This window comes from Nonomuraea sp. NPDC050404 (genome assembly GCF_040655495.1).
Lineage (GTDB): Bacteria > Actinomycetota > Actinomycetes > Streptosporangiales > Streptosporangiaceae > Nonomuraea.
In genome coordinates, this window is sequence record NZ_JBFAKB010000009.1 from 298,313 (window position 1) to 317,137 (window position 18,825).

19 protein-coding genes are annotated in these 18,825 nt (G+C 67.8%); 9 read left to right on the forward strand and 10 right to left on the reverse strand.

The window, feature by feature from the left end:
* Positions 1 to 13: 13 nt before the first annotated feature.
* Complete coding sequence (gene tgmC, locus AB0I81_RS26445; protein ID WP_360661456.1) at positions 14 to 1,156, reverse strand: ATP-grasp peptide maturase system methyltransferase; 1,143 nt, start codon at positions 1,154 to 1,156, stop codon at positions 14 to 16.
* Between the two features lie 299 nt (positions 1,157 to 1,455).
* Here tgmC and AB0I81_RS26450 point away from each other — a divergent pair, with 299 nt between their 5' ends.
* Positions 1,456 to 1,908: a hypothetical protein gene (locus AB0I81_RS26450; protein ID WP_360661458.1), complete on the forward strand. Its 453-nt coding sequence runs from the start codon at positions 1,456 to 1,458 to the stop codon at positions 1,906 to 1,908.
* A 261-nt stretch (positions 1,909 to 2,169) separates the two neighbouring features.
* On the opposite strand, the gene AB0I81_RS26455 is transcribed toward AB0I81_RS26450, so the two are convergent.
* From AB0I81_RS26455 to AB0I81_RS26470, 4 genes are all read right to left on the reverse strand, one after another.
* Positions 2,170 to 3,318: a methyltransferase domain-containing protein gene (locus AB0I81_RS26455; protein WP_360661461.1), complete on the reverse strand. Its 1,149-nt coding sequence runs from the start codon at positions 3,316 to 3,318 to the stop codon at positions 2,170 to 2,172.
* A gap of 9 nt (positions 3,319 to 3,327) precedes the next feature.
* Positions 3,328 to 4,191: a radical SAM protein gene (locus AB0I81_RS26460; protein WP_360661464.1), complete on the reverse strand. Its 864-nt coding sequence runs from the start codon at positions 4,189 to 4,191 to the stop codon at positions 3,328 to 3,330.
* A 479-nt stretch (positions 4,192 to 4,670) separates the two neighbouring features.
* On the reverse strand, positions 4,671 to 5,321 hold the full coding sequence (locus AB0I81_RS26465; protein WP_360661467.1) for a hypothetical protein: 651 nt from the start codon (positions 5,319 to 5,321) through the stop codon (positions 4,671 to 4,673).
* The gene (locus AB0I81_RS26470; protein ID WP_360661469.1) at positions 5,318 to 5,911 is read right to left on the reverse strand and encodes an ATP-binding protein; all 594 of its coding nucleotides are present in this window, start codon (positions 5,909 to 5,911) and stop codon (positions 5,318 to 5,320) included. The genes AB0I81_RS26465 and AB0I81_RS26470 overlap by 4 nt, the downstream gene beginning before the upstream one ends.
* A gap of 454 nt (positions 5,912 to 6,365) precedes the next feature.
* On the opposite strand from AB0I81_RS26470, the gene AB0I81_RS26475 reads away from it, so the two are divergent.
* The gene (locus AB0I81_RS26475) at positions 6,366 to 7,226 is read left to right on the forward strand and encodes a helix-turn-helix transcriptional regulator (protein ID WP_360661798.1); all 861 of its coding nucleotides are present in this window, start codon (positions 6,366 to 6,368) and stop codon (positions 7,224 to 7,226) included.
* A gap of 41 nt (positions 7,227 to 7,267) precedes the next feature.
* Entirely contained in the window at positions 7,268 to 7,507 is a 240-nt protein-coding gene (locus AB0I81_RS26480) for a DUF397 domain-containing protein (RefSeq protein ID WP_360661472.1), read from the forward strand.
* A gap of 145 nt (positions 7,508 to 7,652) precedes the next feature.
* Here the strand turns inward: AB0I81_RS26480 and AB0I81_RS26485 are convergent, their stop codons facing one another.
* Together AB0I81_RS26485 and AB0I81_RS26490 are read right to left on the reverse strand one after the other, a co-directional pair.
* Entirely contained in the window at positions 7,653 to 8,375 is a 723-nt protein-coding gene (locus tag AB0I81_RS26485) for a DUF4328 domain-containing protein (RefSeq protein WP_360661474.1), read from the reverse strand.
* 46 nt (positions 8,376 to 8,421) lie between these two features.
* Complete coding sequence (locus AB0I81_RS26490) at positions 8,422 to 9,072, reverse strand: response regulator transcription factor (protein ID WP_360661477.1); 651 nt, start codon at positions 9,070 to 9,072, stop codon at positions 8,422 to 8,424.
* Positions 9,073 to 9,162: 90 nt separating this feature from the next.
* Between AB0I81_RS26490 and AB0I81_RS26495 the strand changes: the two genes are divergently transcribed.
* Complete coding sequence (locus AB0I81_RS26495; protein WP_360661480.1) at positions 9,163 to 9,840, forward strand: ABC transporter ATP-binding protein; 678 nt, start codon at positions 9,163 to 9,165, stop codon at positions 9,838 to 9,840.
* The gene (locus tag AB0I81_RS26500; RefSeq protein ID WP_360661483.1) at positions 9,837 to 11,819 is read left to right on the forward strand and encodes an ABC transporter permease; all 1,983 of its coding nucleotides are present in this window, start codon (positions 9,837 to 9,839) and stop codon (positions 11,817 to 11,819) included. The genes AB0I81_RS26495 and AB0I81_RS26500 overlap by 4 nt, the downstream gene beginning before the upstream one ends.
* A 25-nt stretch (positions 11,820 to 11,844) precedes the next feature.
* Here the strand turns inward: AB0I81_RS26500 and AB0I81_RS26505 are convergent, their stop codons facing one another.
* Positions 11,845 to 12,849: an LLM class F420-dependent oxidoreductase gene (locus tag AB0I81_RS26505; protein WP_360661486.1), complete on the reverse strand. Its 1,005-nt coding sequence runs from the start codon at positions 12,847 to 12,849 to the stop codon at positions 11,845 to 11,847.
* An 83-nt stretch (positions 12,850 to 12,932) separates the two neighbouring features.
* Here AB0I81_RS26505 and AB0I81_RS26510 point away from each other — a divergent pair, with 83 nt between their 5' ends.
* Positions 12,933 to 14,363, forward strand: coding sequence for a sulfatase (locus AB0I81_RS26510; RefSeq protein WP_360661488.1), 1,431 nt, complete (start codon positions 12,933 to 12,935; stop codon positions 14,361 to 14,363).
* Between the two features lie 4 nt (positions 14,364 to 14,367).
* Here AB0I81_RS26510 and AB0I81_RS26515 read toward each other — a convergent pair whose 3' ends face one another.
* Positions 14,368 to 15,135: an FCD domain-containing protein gene (locus AB0I81_RS26515; protein ID WP_360661491.1), complete on the reverse strand. Its 768-nt coding sequence runs from the start codon at positions 15,133 to 15,135 to the stop codon at positions 14,368 to 14,370.
* A gap of 17 nt (positions 15,136 to 15,152) precedes the next feature.
* Between AB0I81_RS26515 and AB0I81_RS26520 the strand changes: the two genes are divergently transcribed.
* From AB0I81_RS26520 to AB0I81_RS26530, 3 genes are read left to right on the forward strand one after another with little or no spacing between them, the layout of a single operon-like run.
* Entirely contained in the window at positions 15,153 to 15,884 is a 732-nt protein-coding gene (locus AB0I81_RS26520; protein WP_360661494.1) for a (Fe-S)-binding protein, read from the forward strand.
* Entirely contained in the window at positions 15,881 to 17,275 is a 1,395-nt protein-coding gene (locus AB0I81_RS26525) for a lactate utilization protein B (protein ID WP_360661497.1), read from the forward strand. The genes AB0I81_RS26520 and AB0I81_RS26525 overlap by 4 nt, the downstream gene beginning before the upstream one ends.
* Positions 17,262 to 17,819 carry an LUD domain-containing protein gene (locus AB0I81_RS26530; RefSeq protein ID WP_360661500.1) on the forward strand — a complete coding sequence of 186 codons (558 nt, stop codon included), beginning with the start codon at positions 17,262 to 17,264 and terminating at the stop codon, positions 17,817 to 17,819. Before AB0I81_RS26525 ends, AB0I81_RS26530 begins: the two co-directional genes overlap by 14 nt.
* Here the strand turns inward: AB0I81_RS26530 and AB0I81_RS26535 are convergent.
* Positions 17,809 to 18,822 (reverse strand): Vms1/Ankzf1 family peptidyl-tRNA hydrolase, encoded by a 1,014-nt coding sequence (locus tag AB0I81_RS26535; protein WP_360661503.1) that lies wholly within the window; start codon positions 18,820 to 18,822, stop codon positions 17,809 to 17,811. The two genes, AB0I81_RS26530 and AB0I81_RS26535, sit on opposite strands and share 11 nt — an antisense overlap.
* Positions 18,823 to 18,825 lie beyond the last annotated feature (3 nt).

The window sequence follows — 18,825 nt, forward strand, 5'->3', positions numbered from 1 at the left end:
GCTCATAGGTCGGTCAGGCGGGGAGATCCCAGGAGGGGCCGTCAACATCGCCCAGCCAGACACGCTGCCAGCTTGGAGTGACGGTCAATCCGAAGCCGGATTGATGGGGGGAGCCCGCTTGCTGCCATATCCCTATGGCGTCCTCAACCGCATCCCAAAGACGCAGCGGGCCATGCTGCTGCACTACCCACCCCCCACCCTCGGCTTTACGGGTGCTCGCCTGTGAGCCGGTGGCGACATCGAGCAGAATTGTCTCGTCTCCCAGACCTGCACGCTGGGCCGATGGTGCGCCCAACTGGGCCACGAACAATCCTGTGCTGTCATCAAGGATCCTCGGATCGATCCTGCTCTCTCGTGGCTCTCCTCGCGGCATCAAAGTAGACGCCAGGGGATGAGGTAGGTGCGGACGCGCGGTCATGAAATAGAGGTCATCGCTGAGGAAGCGTCCGTTCGCATTACCGGCGTCGTCGAGGGTCAGGTGAGCGAAGGCGACGCCTCCCATCCATCCAGCCATCGGGGTCGTGACAGTCCCACCATCGCGTACCTGCCATATCCAAGGAACCGGGATGTAGCGGACGGAACAAGTGGTGATCAGGCGGTCGTATTCGGCGTTATCCGCATACCCCGCCAGGCCGTCACCCACAGCGAGCGTCGGTGCGTATCCGGCGGCCTGGATCGCATCGTGAGCGCGAGCGGCTACCACAGGGTCGTACTCGATCGAGGTCACCTTGCCGTCGCCGAGCCGGTGGCACATCAGAGCGGTGGAGTATCCGGTTCCTGTTCCGATCTCCAATACCTTGTCGTCCTCGCGGATCTCGGCGGCCTCCAGCATCCGGACAACCAGGCTGGGCATGGTGGACGAGGAGGTGGGCACGCCCGACATTCGGCCGGTCGCCTGCTCCGCCATGACGCCGTTCACCTGGGTGACCCAAGTGGCATCACGGTAGACCAGTCGCAGCCAGTCAACCGTACTCATGTCCTCGCGCCGGATGACCTCCCAGCGATCCCCATACTCCGCGCTCTGTAGGACCGCCTTTCCGAGGAAAAGTTCACGTGCGACGGATTCGATCGCATGCTGCCACGGCGAGTTTTCGAAAATAGCGGCCAGAGCGTTTCTCGGCGGCGGAGACGCGTTGGACGTCTGCGGGATGTTCATTTGCTGTTCTCCAACAGAAGATCGGCAATGGCGGCCGATATCGGTGCTCCCGTTTCGTCTTCAATCTATCCCCATTGCCCGCTGTGGGGTTGCATTCAAGAAAAATCTGGCCAATCCTCGGAAAGGTTCCCAGCTGCGCGTGCGGCTTCGGGGGCCGTTCTCGGGAGCGCCCGTTCTCGTGTCACGCGCTCTTCCGCGGGCCCCGGACTTGGAGCACATATCCGATCTATATCAGATATATAACGGCTACCGCTAGCATTTATCCCAGTCCAACCAAAACGAACGGTGAAGGATGTGTCGTGCGCCTAGGGAAAATATCCGCTCTGGCAACGGCCGGATTCGCGCTCTGTGTGAGTTCGGCGATCCCAGCGGCTGGTCCGGCTGCGGCTGCGGTTTCCGCCAAGGGCTGGTACAGCGATAATTACCACCGGAAAGAAGACAGCGACAAGGGAGGGATCAGCACTACCCTGGTGCTGAAAACCCGTGACAACAACAACCGGGTCCAGGCGACGTTTTGGGCCGAAGGGGAAAAGCTGCAGATATCCGATAACGACCACCCGTATGAATATGCGTGCGTGAAACTCTGGAAAAGAGGCACGGATTACACCAGGTGTGCAGAGGAGGGGGACGAAGGATTCAGGAACCTCGATCTGCCGGAAAACATCGAATATACGCTTGAACTCTGGCTGGAAAAAAATGGAAGCGCCGGTCACCGGGAAGTTTCGACTCGACTCGGCGGCGGGCGCACCTAAAGTTCTCAGGAAATTCTCTCTACGTCACAGTTTCGCCCGATATCGACCCACGCCGCAAACACAGGGATCAGCTTGTAGACGGGCACTTAGCCGAGGTCCGGCATGGGCTCAACACCGGTTGATCATGAACAGCCGTGGAGAGGCCGGCGGAACTCGCTCACGCTCGCCCCAAGGGGTGGCCTACGGCCCTTCCGCCGGCCTCTCCACTCCCGCCTGGTCGCGTATCTCCACTAGAGACCTGGAGAAGGGATGGCGGGCACGTCAGCGAACGACCTTGCGCCATCCGCCTCGGGCGAGGCGGATGGCACCGTCCGGCTGGATGAACACTCGCGCCCCATGCAACGGCAGCGCGCCGTTGATCAGCCAATGTTCACGGATGTCATCGAGGATGTCCCAGAGGCGGCGCGGACCGGACTGATGGATCTCTGGCAACTCGGCACCGTGCGCTTCGGCCCGTGCCCATGAGCCATCCGCATGCACCAGCAAGGCTGTCCGTCGCCCGTCTTCGCCCTCCTCATAACCGTGCTGAATACCGCCCGAGGTCATGACCTCCAACATGGACCTCAGCTCCCACGCGCTCCCGGCATCCACCACCGGGTAGCGGCCACGGCTCACCTGCTCACCCGTTTCCTCTTGCGCGCGGCCGAACAGCTCCTGCAGCCGGGGTGGATAGTCGCCACCGGAACGCGTGGGCATGAACATCGCCCAATCCCGCGCGATATGCCCCACGGCCTTGCCGTCCGCCGTCTTCATGGCCGTCACGATCAACGAGGTATTCGCGATCACGGTGACGAGCCGCCCACCCGGCCTCAGCGCCACCAGCCAGCTCGGCGGAATCGGACGTACCGACACCATCGACACGATGCGATCGAACTCCCCCGGCAGCGGACCGGTGGCATCGCAGGTGACGACCTTGGGATGCAGCCCGATCGAATCCAGGCGCGCCGAAGCCGCCTCGACCAGGTACGGCTCCACATCGATGCTGGTCACAAGGCCGTCTCCGAGCAACCGCGACAACAACGCCGCGCTGTATCCCGATCCCGTCGCCACGTCGAGCACCCGCGCCCCGTCGTAGACCTCACCGTGCCGCAGCATGCGGACCACCAGACTCGGCAAGGTGGCCGATGACGTCGGACGCCCGGACACGACGCTGCCGGGATCCGCGTGATCGGCGTGCTTGCCCGCGACCTCCGTGATCATCGTCTGGTCACTGTACGCCGTCGCGAACCAGCTCTCCTCGTCCTCAGCGCCGTCGTGCAGCTCCCAGTGCCCGAACTCGCCCCCGGGAGGTGTGTCCCACCAGCGGGGCACAAAGACATGCCGGGGCGTGGACGTGACCGGCTCGCGCCAGCGCGACCCTGCTGATGCCACCTCGACCGCGAGCTGCGCAGCGCGCGCTTGCCACGTCATGTGGTTCCCCTACAGGTCTGGGTCACAGTAGGACGGATCGCACGCCTCGGTCTCTGCCGGCGAGCAGTCCGAACCGTCCCCCGTGCTGGGCTTGCACTCAGGGTTGCACGCCATCGTATGAGGTGACGGCGGGATGGCGGAGACGAGTTGCCGCCACAGGTCCCCCGCGAGGATGTCACCGAGTGGGCTCGCCTTCACGTTGCCCGCTGACATCCATCGCGCCATGACGCACGGCCACACCTCCCCGTCCGGGCTGATGGCGACCTTGGTCCGTCCGCACTTGCCGCAGAGCTGCCCGACCTCGGGCGTCGTCGTCGTTGTCCCGCGACCGATGCCCCTGATCCGGTCCGTGCCGATCCTGGTGATGCCCAGTGCTTTGAGATCGGCGATGGCACCTCCTACCCGTTGATCTGGGAACATCTCGACAATGGCCGCTCGAATCGGGATGCTGCGGCGTACCGCTTCGATGATGTTGGCCCGTGTCCGGGCGTGGCTGCCTGAACGTGTCGTTATCCGATCATGCATTTCGGGATCGTCACTGTAGTAACTGGTGGCGAGGGATACGCCAGGCAGAGTGAATAGCTCCTCCCACCACGAATGGCGGATGTTGAGCAGATTGGAGAAGACCTCCACGGACGAACCCACATCCACGGCATGCCGCAGAAGAGCGGGAAAGGCAGGATGAATCGTTGCCTCTCCGCCGATGAACTGGACTTGCGCAATCCCCAGGCTTGCCGCCTGGGTGATGACGTCCGACCAGTCGGCAGCCGTCATGCTTCCATGCGTCCCCAGAGGGCTAGAGCTGGCATAACAGTGTCCGCACTGAAGAGGGCAGCGGCCGGTCAGCTCAATTTCCAGCACTTTGATCGCCATGGGGGGTTCTTCCCTTGAGGTCGCGGGCTTCAATTGCCCGGATTTCAGAAACAATCATTATGACTCTCCCCTCCGACCGACAGTTTGGACGCTACGCAAACGATGCCAGCCCGTCCAGTCGTAGTAGATAATCTTCTTTGCGTCGCTCCCCTCACGTATACCTATGGCGATAATAAGGCATTCGTATGTGATGCGCTTGTTGTTTCTGCGGCTAGGCCGAAATGGCCTCCCAGGAATCAATAATCAACTTTCCCCACCAATGTCCCAGTAGGGTATTGATGGATCTTTATCTCGTGAGTCATGTGCCAACCAGTTCCCGCTCGGCGACGATCAACGCAGAGCAGCTTCTGTCCGACAAGAGGGGTAGAGGGCGGCAACGCGGGCGCTCAACCCCCTACAAGAGGAGCGTCAACCGCGTTGCCGCCATCCGGAGCGAGATGCGTCCCAGGGCCATCCTCGGCAGGAGCCGGCCCAACACCTCACTCCGGGCTCGGGACTTCTTCGGATCTTGCCGAAGGGAGCGAGGCGGGTTGCAGATCGTCCAGAGTGACGACGAGCTGCACGGCGAGTGCGTACTCCAGCAGATGGAAGGCATCCAGCGGGATCACGCGATGACGTTCCACGGTGATGATCTTGCCGCGAGATGGGCGCAGGACGTTGGCCAGCACTCCGTACGGCTCCGCCCGGCCAGCCGTGTAGACAGTTGCACCCTGCCGCAGGCGCGGGCACGCGGCCACCGATTCCGGGGCGCAGGCGGCGCAGGTCGGCGGCGCGTTGGTGTAGCCCTTGACGGCAGGATCGTCGTCCAGGTCGTCAGCCACCAGCCACGGGATACGGCCGTTCGGCTCAGCCGCCGAACGGCCGCACACCTGGCACAACAGGTGCATCATGCAGCGACGTTGCCGTATGGAGTTGACCATCTTCCACTCCGGCCGGCCTCCCCGGTGCAGCCCATGACGTGCCCACAGCACGCCAAACTGGAAGTCCTCTCGTACGGCGTCGGCGTAGCTGAGCCGTCTCCCATCCGTGGCCCCCGGGTCCGGTACGAACATCAGCGGATGCGATAGTGCCTCCTCGCTGTACGCGGTGATATACGGCACCCGCAACCGTGGCGGCGCGGCAGCGGTCATGACCTCCTGCCATCCGACTGGCGGTGGCGGGCGGCGGCGCACAAGCCCTCATAGAGGGACGCTGCCGGATCCATTCCGTCCGCTCCGGCCACATGCCCACCACTCCCGGAGCCCGCTCTGATCCCGGCTTGATCGATCCCTGCACCTGAGATCTCCCGAACCTGCTCCTCCGATGAGGGCACATCCATGAGCGCCCACACCACGCAACCCTGTCTGGGCCAGCACACGCCCCACTCCTTGGCAAGGCTTTCGACCAGGTGGAGCCCACGCCCGGACTCCTTGATCGGCCCGTTCTCCTTCATCGCAGCGGTCGGTGTACGCGGAAAGGGCACCTGCATCGACCCCTGATCGATCACCCTCACCCACAGGCTATTGGAACGATCCAATTCGAACTCCACCCGCACCTGACCGCCCGGCCATCCGGACCGGGTGTGCTTGACGGCGTTCCCAACCAACTCGGTGAGCACTAGCAATACATCGTCGATGGCATCGCCGACCGACACGCGAAGAACCACTCTCGCGCAGTGCCGCGCCACCGTCACCGACGCCGCGATCCCCGGCAGCCAAAAGCCACCCACGTGCTGCCCCATTACAACCACCACGCTGCGCGATGAACCCGCTGCACAGCGCCTGCGTCTTCGGCGTCCACTCGGCACCAGGGCCGCGGCCCCCACGTATAGATCCAACGCCCGCGCCGGATCTTGGCGCGGACCCTTATCGAGGGCAGGGCGATGCCGACTCGCCGCAAGTCGAGCTTGGAGTTCAGGCCGAGGTCGGCCAGTCCTTTGTCGAGGCGCATCAGGTGAGCGAGGCGTTGCACATCGTGACTACTGACAGCCATGAAGGACCTCTCGTCTGCTCGTGAAGCCACGCCGTCGCAGGCTTGGCTCGGGGCGGTCTTGGCTCCTTAACTGCGTCCGATGCTGCACCATGTAGTCCCAGCGTGCAAGAGAATCTGTAAATTTACATGCCGAGTCGACAGGGCAAATGACACGCTACGATGCGTGCTGACATAACCCTTCAGTCGAGATGCTGGAGATCGTGATGGTGGGACGAGGTCCGACAGTCCGACGCCGACGTCTGGCGGGCGAGCTTCGTAGGCTGCGCGAGCGAAGCGAAATGACCATTGAGGCCACCGCTGAACGCCTGGGCTGGTCCACTGCCAAGGTTTCGCGTATCGAGACTGCGCGCACCGGGATCAATGCACCCGATCTAACAGCCATGCTTGATCTCTATGGCGCAGACGAGGATCGGCGCATGGCGTTGCATGCGCTCGCTCGCGCCGCCCGCAAGCGCGGCTGGTGGGATGCCTACGCCGACTCCACGCCCAGCGACTACGCCACCTATATCGAGTTGGAGGCTGAGGCGGCATCCCTGCGCAGCTTCGACCCACTCATCATCAACGGGCTTCTTCAGACCGAGGACTATGCCCGTGAGATCATCCGGGCGGCTCTCATGGCGCTGTCCCCTCCAGCGGAGATCCAACGGCGTGTGGAAGTCCGCACGACTCGGCAACTCCTCCTTGCGCAGGAGGACAGCCCGCTTACCCTTTGGACGATCATCAGCGAGGCGGCGTTGCAGCAACAGGTGGGCGGCCCGGAAGTTATGGCCGCGCAGTACGCCAAGCTTGTGGAGCAGGCAGAGCGAGGCAACGTCATCGTTCAGGTGCTTCCGTCTGTCAAAGGTGCCCATCCGGCGACCGCTGGACAGTTCGCCGTCATGGAATTTCGCGAGCCCTACGACCCTCAAGTGGTGTATGTCGAGAGCATGACGAGTAGCCTGTATGTGGAGAGTGAAGTGGAAATTTACCGCTATACCCTCGCGTTTGACCATCTCCGAGCAATGGCCCTCGATCCCGACGAGTCGAAGGCGCTGATCTTGAGCATGGCCAAGCGGTCATGGTGAGGAAGGGTGTCCGGTTGCACACAGAGAGCCCAGGTGTCCAGGTGGACTTGACCGGCGTGGCGTGGCGCAAGAGCAGGCGTAGTGGCAATGGCGCAAACTGCGTCGAGGTGGCCGCCGTGGACGCTCGGCTTCTCCCACTCGGCAAAAGTGAGACGACTGATCGCCTATTCCTGGTTCGCGATTCGAAAGATCCTGATGGCCCCATCCTCGCCTTCACGAAGGCCGAGTGGGACGCGTTCGCTGAGGGTTTCAAGGATGGCGAGTTCGACGACCTAGGCTGACCTCGGTCTCATCTAGGTTCGTAACGATCTCTCATCGTCGGTCTGCGGACACTGCTGATTCTTCAGGAAAACGCTCCTCCGGTTCACCGGCGGGACAGCGTGATGTGCGGGACGTGGGCCATCCGTGTGGTGAACCGTGAACCGGTCAGCTCGTGCCGCTCACCGCGGTCGAGCCCGAGGTCGGGGTGGGCTGGGGTGCGAAGGTCTGGACCGGGGCGGGTTCGAGGGTCCAGGTGGAGCGGCCCGTGCGTTGCAGCGTGGTCAGTTCGCGTACGGTGCTCGCGCACAGCAGGGCGGCCACGCACGCGCATGCCAGCTCCAGCACCCCCACCCCCGTAAGGTCGCCGGAGGAGGAGTCGAGGGGCAGTCGGATCGTCACCAGGGCGAGTGTGGCCAGCCAGCTCAGCCACCAGCCCGTCAGCAGTGTCAGCCACCGGCCCCGGCGGCCGGCCGGTGGGCGGGTGCGGCGCCAGACCTCGTCGACCAGGACGGCGGGGGCGATCAGGTTGAGGCCGGGGATCAGCCAGGCCGCCGCCACCGGGGCCGTCGCGGCCGAGCGGTCGTTGGCCTGTCTGGCACGTACCAGCCAGGTCACGTAGGCGGCGGCAGCGGCGACGGTGGTGCCGGCTACCAGCATCATGAGCACCGCGAACGTTGTCACCGCCCCTACCACCGCCTCGGCGTCGGCGCCGACGGGCCGGCCGCCGAACGCGGCGAGTTCGGCCGCGAGTTGCCGGCCGCGGGACAGCTCGAAGATCACGAGGGCGCCGATGGAGAGGAGCTGGGCGGTGAGGGTCACGTAGACGGCGGAGGCGGCTCTGGTGGGCGATGCCTGGGTGTAGCGCACGTTGTTCTCCCCCCGGGCCATGCGCTGAGCTTCTGATTAACTTGTATCCCGGGAGCCCCTCTGTTAATCAGCTCACCACGCCGGATTCCCATGCCCAGGCAGCGATTTCGACCCGGTTGCGTACGCCGAGTTTGGCGAAGATGCTGCCCAGGTGTGTCTTGACGGTGGACAGTGACACGAACAGCTCGGCGGCCACCTCCTGGTTGGAGCGTCCCCTGGCCACCAGGCGCACGACGTCCAGCTCGCGGTCGGTCAGCGGATCGTTCACCGGGAGTCCGGCCGTGCGCCGGGGGTGGGTCAGGTGCTGCAGCAGCCGTACGGTGATCGACGGCGACACCAGCGCGTCGCCCGCCGCCGCGGCCCTGACCGCCTCGATCAGCAGCGTGGGGCCGCTGTCCTTGAGCAGGAAGCCGGTGGCGCCGGAGCGCAGGGCGCCGTAGACGTACTCGTCGAGGTCGAAGGTGGTGACGATGACCACCCGCATGGGGTTCTCCACGCCGGGGCCCGCCAGCACCCGGGTCACCTCCAGCCCGTCGAGCTTGGGCATCCTGATGTCGAGCAGGCACACGTCCGGCCGCAGCCGCCTGGCCTCCGACACGGCGTCGGCGCCGTCCGCTACCGCGGCCACGACCTCCATGTCCGGTTGAGCGTCCAAAATCATCTGGAAGCCGGTGCGTACCAGTTGCTGGTCGTCGGCGATGAGAACCCGAATAGTCACGGCCCCAACTCTAGGATCAGCCGTTCGGCCGATGGGCTCTGGTCGCAAGGAGGATCCCGGGGCGTACCCTCCGGCGGGAGCCTGGACGGCATGAACGACGTGCTTGTTGGACGAGCCCTGGCCAAGCGGTTCGGGCAGACCGTCGCCCTCGGCGGCGTGGATCTCACGGTACGGGCAGGCGAAGCGGTGGCGATCATGGGCCCGAGTGGTTCAGGCAAGTCGACGCTGCTGCACTGCCTGGCCGGCATCATGAAGCCGGACGAGGGTGAGGTGCACCTGCTCGGGCACCGCATCGACACCATGGGCGAGCGCAAGCGCAGTGCGCTGCGCCGTACCCGCTTCGGCTTCGTCTTCCAGTTCGGCCAGCTCCTGCCCGAGCTGCCCGCCGAGGAGAACGTGGCGCTCCCGCTCATGCTGAACGGGACGCCGAGGGCCCAGGCCGTACGGCAGGCGCGCGAGTGGTTCGGCCCGCTGGGCCTGCGGTCCATGGAGTCCAGGCGGCCGGGGGAGTTGTCCGGCGGGCAGGCCCAGCGGGTGGCCATCGCCAGGGCGCTGGTGAGCAGGCCGGCCGTGGTCTTCGCCGACGAGCCCACGGGGGCGCTCGATCAGCAGACCGGGCAGGAGACGATGCGGCTGCTGGTGGAGGCCACCAAGCACAACGGGGCCAGCCTGATCGTGGTCACCCATGATCTGAATGTGGCTGCCTGGTGCGATCGCACGGTGGAGGTCCGCGACGGTCAGTTGCTGGTAACCGGGGTACGCGCGTGAACCTCGAACTGACCTGGCGGCTGCTCAAGGGTGGCGGGCGCAGGGGAATGCTGGGCACCTGGCTCACGCTGGGGGCGGTGGCCGTGGCGACGGCGTTGCTGCTGTTCGCGGTGGCCGCCAACTTCGCCTTCGAGGCCAGGGCCGAGCGCGGAGCCTGGCGCAACCCGGTCCCGGCCGCGTCCGAGGCGGGAAAGGGGACGGCGGGGAACGAGGCGGGGGCGGCCGGGGACGCGGTGGCCATTGAGGCGTCGCGTTACGACTTCGTACGCGACCAGGCCATCACCGTCATCGACCTGGCCGCGCTCAAAGGTAAGACCCCGGCCCCGCCGCCCGGTCTGCCCCGCTTCCCCGCACCCGGCGAGGTGTGGTTGTCGCCGGCCCTGGCCGCGCTGGCCAAGGAGCTGCCGGCCGCCGAGCTGGCCGGCCGCTACCCGGACCCGGAGGGCGTGCTCGGCGACGAGGCGCTGGTCCACCCCGGCGAACTGGTCGCGGTCGTCGGCCACGCGCCGGACTCCCCGGCGATGACCGCGAAACGATCCCAGGACTGGATCGTCGGCAAGCCGCCGGTCAAGGTCGCGAGCCTGGCGGGCGCGCCGAGCGAGGACGCCGAGGCGTACCAGGTGCTCTCGGTCATCGCCAGTGTGCTCATGGTGGTGCCGCTGCTGGTCTTCGGGGGCGCGGCGGCCCGGCTCACGGTGGCCAGGCGCGATCAGCGGCTGGCCGCGCTGCGGCTGATCGGCGCGACGCCGGGGCAGGTCGTGGCCATGACCGTGGCGGAGGCGGTGATCGTGGCGCTGGCCGGCGCGCTCACGGGGGCCATCGCCTTCGCCCTGGCCGTACCGCTGCTGGCTGGGATCGAGATGCAGGGCGGGCCGTGGTTCGTCGCCGACCTGTTCCCGGGCCCGCTCGTGCTGGCCGGAGTGCTGGTGGCGGTGCCGCTGCTGGTGGGGTTGTCGGCGGTGGCCGGGCTGCGGCGGGTGGTGGTGAGCCCGCTCGGCGTGGCCAAGCGGGAGACGCCGCCCGCCATGCGGTTCGTACGGGTGATCGCCCTGCTCGCGGCGCTGGCCGCGTTCCCGATGATGACCAGGGGCACCAGCGTCGCGATCATCGCGGTGGCGCTCGCCCTGGCCTTCCTGTGCATCAATCTGGCGGGGCCCTGGGTGGTCGGCATGATCGGCCGGATCACGGCGGCGAGCGCGCGGGGGCCCGCCCGGCTGCTGGCGGGTCGGCGGCTCGTGGACGATCCCCGTTCGGCCTGGCGGACGGTGAGCGGCGTCGCGCTGACCGGCTTCGTGGCGGGTTTCCTCGGCTTGCTCAGCCCGGCCGCGTTCGAGACCGAGGTGTCGGGCCCGCCCCAGCTCCGCGTCACCGCGCCCGCCGGACAGGCGGCGCAGGTGGCCGACCAGGCCCGCGAACGGCTGCGGGAGGCGGGGGTCACGGCCACCGTGAAGCCGGTCAAGGACGTCGTGGGCGCGGCCATACGGGACTCCGACGCGGCCGCCCTGGATCGCGCCCGTACCGCGATGTCCGGACTCGTGCCCGGCCGCACGCCCACCACCGAGCTGGACGACCAGCGCTTCGGCGTGCAGATCCTGGCCGACGTGCGGGTGGGCACGATCGTGGTGCTGTCGGTGTCGTTCCTGGTGGCCATCGCCGGCTCGGCCATCACGGCCACGTCGTCGATCCTGGACCGGCGGCAGACGTACGGGCTGCTGCGCCTGGCGGGCACGCCGCTGGAGGTGCTCGACCGGGCACGCAGGGCCGAGACGCTGATCCCGCTGACCGTGATGGGCGGCGGGGCGATCCTGACCGGGGCGTTCTGCGCGCTGCCGTTCATGTTCGGCGCGGTGAACGTGGTCGGCGTGGCCACGCTGGCCGGCTGCGTCGTCGTGGGCTTCGGCGGGGTGATCGCGGCGGGCGCGCTGAGCCGCCCGCTGCTCCGCTCGGTCACCGCCGACCCTGCGCCCCGCCCGGACTGACCGCCTTGTACGAGCCCCGCCCGGACTAACCTCCCTGTACGAGGTCGCGGACGAGCTTGAGCGACGGCTCGTCCCGCACCCCCATGACCAGCAGGCTAGTGACGGGGCTGCGGTGCCACAGCTCCAGTCGTTCTTTGATCCGGCCGGGCGGGCCGACGAGCGAGATGCCGTCGGCCAGTTCGTCCGGGATCGCCCGGAACGCCTCGTCCTTACGCCCCGCCAGGTAGAGCGACTGGATGTGCTCGGCGGCCTCGGCGTACCCCATCCGCCCGATGATGTCGGCGTGGAAGTTGCGCTGCCTGGCGCCCATGCCGCCGATGTACAACGTCAGCATCGTCTTGACGATGTCCAGCGCGGCCGGCACGTCGTCGGAGATCAGCACCATCACCATGGCGGCAACGTCGAAGCCCGGCTCGGCGCCCGACAGCGACTCGCCGTACATCTCCTCGATCTTCTCGGGGAAGGCGAACAGCGGCAGCCACCCCTGCGCCACCTCGGCGGCCAGCGCGACGTTCTTGGGCCCTTCCGCCCCGAGGTAGATGGGAATGTCGGGGCGGAGCGGATGTGTGATGGATTTGAGCGGCTTGCCCAGCCCGCCGGGCAGCGGTAGCGGGTAGTGCTCGCCGTCGCTGGTCACCGGCTCCTCGCGCCGCCACACCTGCCGCATGATGTCGATGTACTCGCGCGTCCTGGCCAGGGGTTTGGCGAACGGCCGGCCGTACCAGCCCTCCACGACCTGCGGCCCGGACGCGCCCACCCCGAGCAGCAGCCGGCCGCCGGTCAGGTGGTCGAGCGTCATGGCGGTCATCGCCGTCGTGACCGGGGGTCTGGCCGAGATCTGGGCGATCGAGGTGCCCAGCTTGATCCGGCTGGTACGCGCGCCGTACCAGGCCAGCGGGGTGAACACATCGCTGCCGTACGCCTCGGCCGTCCACACCGAGTCGTAGCCGAGCCGCTCCGCCGCCAGCACCGATTCGGTGGCGTCGTCGGCGTCGCGCTGCCAGTAGCCGAGATTGAGACCGAGCTTCATGAAACACCTCCGGAATTAAGTTCTATTACGGTCGGAGGCGCGCAAAGTGTCAATGGAGGATCTTCCGGGGTAGTTCACACTCTGTGCTCAAGGTTCTCTGCCGTCTCGCCTGCCTGCTGCTCGTCCTGCCGGCGGCCGAACCCTCGGTGGCCGTGGGCGCCTCGCGGCCCAACATCGTCGTGGTGGTGGCCGACGACCTGGAGACCGGCACGCTGCCGAACTTCCCGAACATCACCCAGCACCTCGTGGGCCAGGGCGCCTCGTTCGACCGGTTCTTCGTGACGAACTCCTGGTGCTGCCCGTCCCGGGCGTCGATCCTGCGCTCACAACACGTGCACAGCCACGGCGTCCTGACCAACACCGCGCCAGAGGGCGGTTTCGACCGTTTCCACAATCTGGGCCTGGAACGTTCCACCATCGGCACCTGGATGCAGGCGGCCGGCTATCGCACGGGCCTGATGGGCAAGTTCCTCAACCACTACCCGGGCAAGACGGCCAAGGAGACGTTCGTGCCGCCCGGATGGGACGAGTGGGCCGTGCCGGTCCGCGAGTTGTACCAGGAGTACGGCTACCGGCTCAACGCCAACGGCGCCGTGCAGGACTACGGCTGGATGGAGCAGGACTACCTGTCCGACGTGCTGAGCCGCAAGGCGCGCGACTTCATCACCACCTCCGGTGACAAGCCGTTCTTCCTCTACCTGGCCCCGATCGGGCCGCACAACCCGGCCAACCCCGCCGCCCGGCACGCGCACGCCTTCCCGCAGGCCATGGCGCCGCGCACGCCGTCGTTCAACCAGGCGGACGTGAGCGCGGAGCCGCTGTGGTTGCGCAGCAGGCCGGTGATCCCGCCGGAGGGCCTGGCCAAGGTCGATGAGGACTACCGCAGGAGGCTGCGGGCCATGCTCGGCGTGGACGACCTCGTGGGCGAGGTCGTACGGGCCTTGCAGGCGTCCGGCAACCTTCAGGACACCTACATCTTCTTCACCTCGGACAACGGCTTCCATCTCGGCACGCACCGCCTCAAGCAGGGCAAGACCACGCCGTACGAGGAGGCGATCAGGGTCCCGATGGTCGTGCGCGGCCCCGGCATCACGCCCGGCTCGACGATTCAGCAGATGGGAGCCACGATCGACCTGGCGCCGACGTTCGCGGAGCTGGGCGGGGCCACGGTGCCCGCCTTCGCGGAGGGCCGCTCGCTGGTGCCGCTGCTGCGGGGCCGGCCGCCCGGGGAGTGGCGGCGGCACGTGCTGGTGGAGTTCACCCGGCCGGCCAACCGCTCGTCGGCCGCCCAGACGCCCGTGCCCGCCTATCGGGCGTTGCGTACCGAGGACTACACCTACGTCCGGTACGAGACGGGAGAGCTGCAGCTCTACGACCTGAAGGCGGACCCGTACCAGCTGCGCAACCTGGCCGCCACCGCCGATCCGGCGCTGCTGCAGGGGCTGGAGCAGCGGCTGGCGGGGATGGCGGGGTGCTCGGGGGCGGTGTGCCGGGAGGCGGATCGCAGGGAGTGAGCGCTCAGCGGAACAGCGTGGGGTAGGCGTGTGCCAGGTGCTCGGAAACGGCTCGGGTCGCCTCCTCCGCGTCGCCGTCCTCGATGGCCGCCAGAATGCGTACGTGGTCCGCGCGCAGGATCGAGGTGTCGCCCAGGCGCTGCACCGCTTCGACCGAGTATCTGCGCATCGAGTCGCGTAGCGACCGCATGATGGCGGCGATGAGCCGGTTGCCCGACGCGTCCGCGATCGCGCAGTGAAAGGCCGTGTCATGCTCCACGAACTCCTCCGCCGACTCCGCCGCGTCCATCCCGGCCAGGGCGGCGGCCAGCGCGGAGGTGTCGGCCCCCGCGCCGGCGGCGTGCGCGGCCGCCCACTGCTCGATCATGTGCCGGGCGTCGATGACCTCGCGCATCTCCAGGCTGGCCAGGCCGAGGTGGAGCCGGAGCAGGTCGGTCAGTGCCGAGTCGGGGCGCGAGGTGAGCACCGCACCCGCGTCGGGACCCCGGCCCACCTGCGAGGAGACCACGCCGAGCGTCTCCAGGACGCGCATGGCCTCGCGTACCGAGGAGCGGCTGACGCCGAGCTGCTCGGCGAGCTGGCGTTCGGCGGGCAGCCGGTCGCCTGCGGTGAGGCCGTCCTCGGCGATACGCCGCTCGATCTGTGCGAGTACGTCCTCGAACGTCCGCGTTCGCTTGACGGGACGCCAGCCGGTGCCGTCCAACGACGCCTCCCAGTAGTGGCCGGAATGATTGTGGTTCGGTATGGTCTGACCATACTGTGGTCGGACCATACCTTGGAAGGAGAGCCGTGCGAGTCGCCCTGTTCATCACGTGCGTGAACGACACGCTCTTCCCCGGCACCGGCAAGGCCGTCGTGTCGCTGTTGCGCAGGCTGGGCTGCGACGTGGACTTCCCCGCCGCCCAGACCTGCTGCGGGCAGATGCACGTCAACACCGGCTACCGGCAGGAGGGCACGCGGCTGGCCCGGCACTTCACCGAGGTGTTCGCCGGGTACGACGCGGTCGTCGCGCCGTCGGGGTCGTGCGCGGCCATGGTGCGCGAGCAGTACCCGAAGCTGGCCAGGCCCGGCAGCAGGGGAGCGGTGGCGATCGCGGAGGTCGCGCCGAAGGTGTACGAGCTGTCGGAGTTCCTGATCGACGTGCTCAAGGTTGAGGACGTCGGCGCATATTTCCCGCACCGGGTGACATATCACCCGACGTGCCACTCGCTGCGCGGCCTCCACCTGGGCGACCGGCCCACGCGGCTGCTGCGGAACGTGCGCGGCCTGGAGCTCGTGCCGCTGCCGGGATCCGACGAGTGTTGCGGCTTCGGCGGCACGTTCGCGGTCAAGAACCCGGCGGTGTCGGCGGCGATGGGCGCCGACAAGACCCGCAACGTGCTCGACACGGGCGCCGAGGTGTTGTGCGCGGCCGACAACTCCTGCCTCATGCACATCGGCGGCACCCTGAGCCGTCAGAAGACCGGCGTCAGGACCATGCATCTGGCCGAGATCCTCGCATCGACGGAGGAGATCCAATGAGTGCCACATTCCTCGGCATGCCAGGAAATTTCCCGGAAAACTCGCAAAAAGCCGTACAGGACTCGCAGCTCCGCTTTAACCTCCGCAAGGCCACGCACACCATTCGCGGCAAGCGGGCGAGCGTCGTCGGCGAACTGCCGGACTGGCAGGAGCTGCGCGCGGCCGGCAAGGCGATCAAGGACGACACCCTGCGCCACCTCGACCGCTACCTCCTCCAGTTGGAGGAGGCCGTGACGAGGGCGGGCGGCACCGTGCACTGGGCCAGGGACGCCGCCGAGGCCAACCGCATCGTGACGGACCTGGTCAAGGCCACCGGCGAGAGCGAGGTGGTCAAGGTCAAGTCGATGGCCACCCAGGAGATCGGGCTCAACGAGGCGCTGGCCGGGCAGGGCATCGCCGCGTACGAGACGGACCTGGCCGAGCTGATCGTCCAGCTCGGCGACGACTTCCCCAGCCACATCCTGGTCCCCGCGATCCACCGCAACCGTTCGGAGATCCGCGAGATCTTCCTCGACAAGATGCCCGAGGTTTCGCCCGACCTCACCGACGACCCGCCCGCCCTGGCCGAGGCCGCCCGGCTGCACCTGCGCGAACGTTTCCTGCGCAGCAAGGTCGCGATCTCCGGCGCCAACTTCATGGTGGCCGAGACCGGCACGCTGGTGGTCCTGGAGTCGGAGGGTAACGGCCGCATGTGCCTGACCCTGCCCGAGACCCTCATCAGCGTGGTCGGGATCGAGAAGCTGCTGCCCTCCTGGCGGGATCTGGAGGTGTTCCTCCAGCTTCTGCCCAGAAGCTCCACGGGCGAGCGGATGAATCCCTACACGAGCATGTGGACGGGCGCCGTCGAGGGCCAGGACTTCCACCTCGTCCTGCTCGACAACGGCCGCACGGACGTGCTCGCCGACGAGGTGGGCCGCCAGGCGCTGCGCTGCATCCGCTGCTCGGCCTGCCTGAACGTGTGCCCCGTGTACGAGCGCGCGGGCGGCCACGCCTACGGCTCGGTCTACCCGGGCCCGATCGGCGCCATCCTCACCCCGCAGCTGCGCGGCATGTCCTCGGAGCTGGACGCCTCGCTGCCGTACGCCTCCAGCCTCTGCGGCGCCTGCTACGAGGCCTGCCCGGTGGCCATCGACATCCCGGAGGTCCTGGTTGACCTGCGCGCCAAGGCCCCGCACTCGGCGGCGGAGAAGGCCGGGATGAAGGTCGCGGGCTGGATACTGAACGACCACGAACGCCTGGCCAAGGCGCAGCGCGCGGCCACCCGCGTACGCAAGCTGGTGCCCAAGCGGCTCCCCGGGCCCGGGCTCTCGGCCTGGACGGACACCCGGGACCTGCCCGAGATTCCGGAAGAATCCTTCAGAGATTGGTGGGAGCGCGATGGGCGCGCGTGAGGAGATCCTCGCCAAGGTCCGCAAGGCCGTCGCCGGTGCGGAGGAAGTAGCGATTCCCCGGCATTATCGGACGGAACGGCACGGTGGGGACATCATCGGCCTGTTCGCCGAGCGGGTGGACGACTACCGGGCGATCGTGCACGTCGTGCCGGCCGCCGAGGTGCCCGGCAAGATCGACGAGTGCCTGGGCGACCGCCGCATGTTCGTCCCCGACGGCTTCGACCGGCAGGGCGGCTGGAACGACCTGAAGACGGCCGACGGCGTGATCACGAACTGCGCCGTGGGCATCGCCGAGACCGGCACCATCGTCCTGGACCACGGCCCCGGGCAGGGCACGCGCGCCCAGACGCTGGTCCCCGACTACCACCTGTGCGTGGTGCGGGCCGACCAGATCGTGGCGAGCGTGCCGGAGGCCGTCGCCCGGCTCGACCCGGCCCGCCCGCTCACCTGGATCAGCGGCCCATCCGCCACCAGCGACATCGAGCTGAACCGGGTCGAAGGCGTGCACGGCCCCCGCACCCTGGAAGTGATCATCAGTACCTGAGCACGGCGGCCACGTCGGTCACCGCGTCGGTGAACCACAGCTCGGCGTCCGTCATCGAGGCCGCCCTGGCCAGTGCCGCGTCCGAGCGCTCCCGTACGGGCTCATCGACGCCCCACCGGCGCAACTCGGCCGGATCGGTGCCGACCTGCGTGCCGTCCCCGCCGATCCAGACGGATTTCGGCAGCTCACCGGGCAGCAGCACCGCCTGCACCCGGCCCTCGCGCAGGGCCTGGCACACCCGGGCCATCCCCGTGGGCCCCGCCGACTCCTGGTGCCGCTCCAGCAGCTCCGCGCGCCTGCGGGCGAGCCACTCGTCGAGCGCCCGCTCCACGTCGGCCTCGAACCGGCCGTGGTCCTCCCGGCTGCCGTGCTCGACGATCGTCACCCGGTCGGCGGCCTTGGTGCCGAGATGGTGCAGCAGGTACGAGCGCGACTTCGGCTCGCCGGCGACCAGGACCAGCTCCGCGCCGATCCTGCGTACCTGCTCGTCGATCTCCTTGGCGACGGCGGTCGCGTTCTTCTCCCAGGTCTCGTCCACGGCCCGCTCGTACCGCTTCTGCGACCAGCCCCCCTGGGCGGTCTTCTGCAGCGGCCACGAGGCGGCCTCCACGACGGTCCTGCGCGGCGATCCGCCGCCGAAGACGGTCAGCTCGGCCCCCGCGTGGTCCACGATCACCCGCAGGTGCGGCACGTTCTCGCCGCGCCGCATCAGCATGGGCGCGACGTGCGGCAGCGGCGTCCAGGTGGCCAGCTCGTACGGCGCCTCGGGCAACGTCTCGGCCAGCACCACGTCACCGTGCGTGGCGAACAGCGCCTGCCCGGCGGCGGCCCGCAGGGCGCCCTCCTCCAGGGCCTCCACGGTCGCCTTGTCGGCCTGGTGGTCGAGCTGGTCGCGCACGCTGCGCCAGTGGGTCAGCCGCTCGGGTCTGGTGAGCGCGCCCAGGTAGACCGATGCGTACGGGCCGCGCCGCTCGTACAGCGGCCGGAGATGGTCGAGCCGCACGGT